The organism is Brevibacterium sp. SIMBA_078, from assembly GCF_046534565.1.
Taxonomy (GTDB): domain Bacteria; phylum Actinomycetota; class Actinomycetes; order Actinomycetales; family Brevibacteriaceae; genus Brevibacterium.
In genome coordinates, this window is sequence record NZ_JAWRYQ010000485.1 from 1 (window position 1) to 244 (window position 244).

1 protein-coding gene is annotated in these 244 nt (G+C 66.8%); it reads right to left on the minus strand.

The window, feature by feature from the left end; all coding sequences use genetic code 11:
- Positions 1 to 244, minus strand: a 244-nt coding sequence (locus tag SB749_RS20505; protein ID WP_410711933.1) for a PA domain-containing protein, incomplete at both ends; no start/stop codon positions are given.

Here is a 244-nt window from a genome sequence, read left to right on the forward strand (position 1 = left end):
ACCGTCACGGTCGGCGCACTGCCCTCCATGCGTTCGCCGAGAGTGGCGTTGAGCTCCTCGTCGGGGTTCTTTTTGTCATTGTTGTAGATGATGACCGCCGCGGCACCGGCTTCGGTGGCGGCCTTGGTCTTGTCGCCGAAGGCGCATTCGCCGCGGGACACGAGCACGGGGGCGCCCTCGGCGCTGTCATCGAAGTCGCTCGCCTGGCAGCCGAGCTGTCCGCCGGCAAGGTCGCTGTTGTCGT